The following is a 757-nucleotide window of genomic DNA, read 5'->3' as shown; positions in this document are numbered from 1 at the left end:
AAGTTCTCTAAAGACCGATTCTTACCGACGGGCCCACTTCGTGCCGAAAATGATCAGTTAATCGATATCTCCGGCGATGAAATGAAGCTGATTCACGACGGCCCGACCTTTGCTGAGCCTCACGATTGTATGATCGTTCATCGAAGCAAAGTGAAGCCAAGCAAAATCTGGAAGCGTGATGACCCCTTCTTCGCTGAAACCGTTGCTCAAGCAAAGAAAGATGGTGTAAATCTTGAAATGGACAACAAGATTATTCGCAAGGGTAACAAAGTGACGGTTTATATGACCTCGGTTGCACCAAACTTTGGCCTGAACAAATTTACCGTTAAGCAAGGCGATGAAGTCACCATGGTGATCACTAACCTTGATATGGTAGAAGACGTAACTCATGGTTTCTGTATGGTCAACCATGGCGTCAGTATGGAAATTGGCCCTCAGCAAACCCAGTCAGTGACCTTTACCGCCGACAAGGTTGGCGTACAATGGTTCTACTGTCACTGGTTCTGCCATGCACTGCATATGGAAATGCGTGGCCGAATGTTAGTCGAAGCTTAAACCCTTTAAGCTTTAGCTAACTGCTAAAGGCGAAAAAGAAGTACAAGATGTCACAACCATCTCGAATACTGCTGGAAACACAGCAGAACAAACAGAAGCACAGTGCGTATATCCTTATGCTGTGCCTCTGTACCTGTCTGATAGTGGTGGCATCTCTTTTATCCTCTTCAGCCTATGCTCAAGAGATAAGGATTAATTCTCA

General features: G+C 45.2%; 1 pseudogene. It reads left to right on the top strand.

What is annotated here, in order from left to right:
* Nucleotides 1–555, top strand: a pseudogene (locus A3763_RS06160) (TAT-dependent nitrous-oxide reductase); the annotation flags it as partial.
* Nucleotides 556–757: the final 202 nt, after the last annotated feature.

It is taken from the genome of Oleiphilus sp. HI0128, from assembly GCF_001635365.1.
Note: the sequence above shows the minus strand (reverse complement) of the source record. Positions and strands in the feature narration are given on the sequence as shown.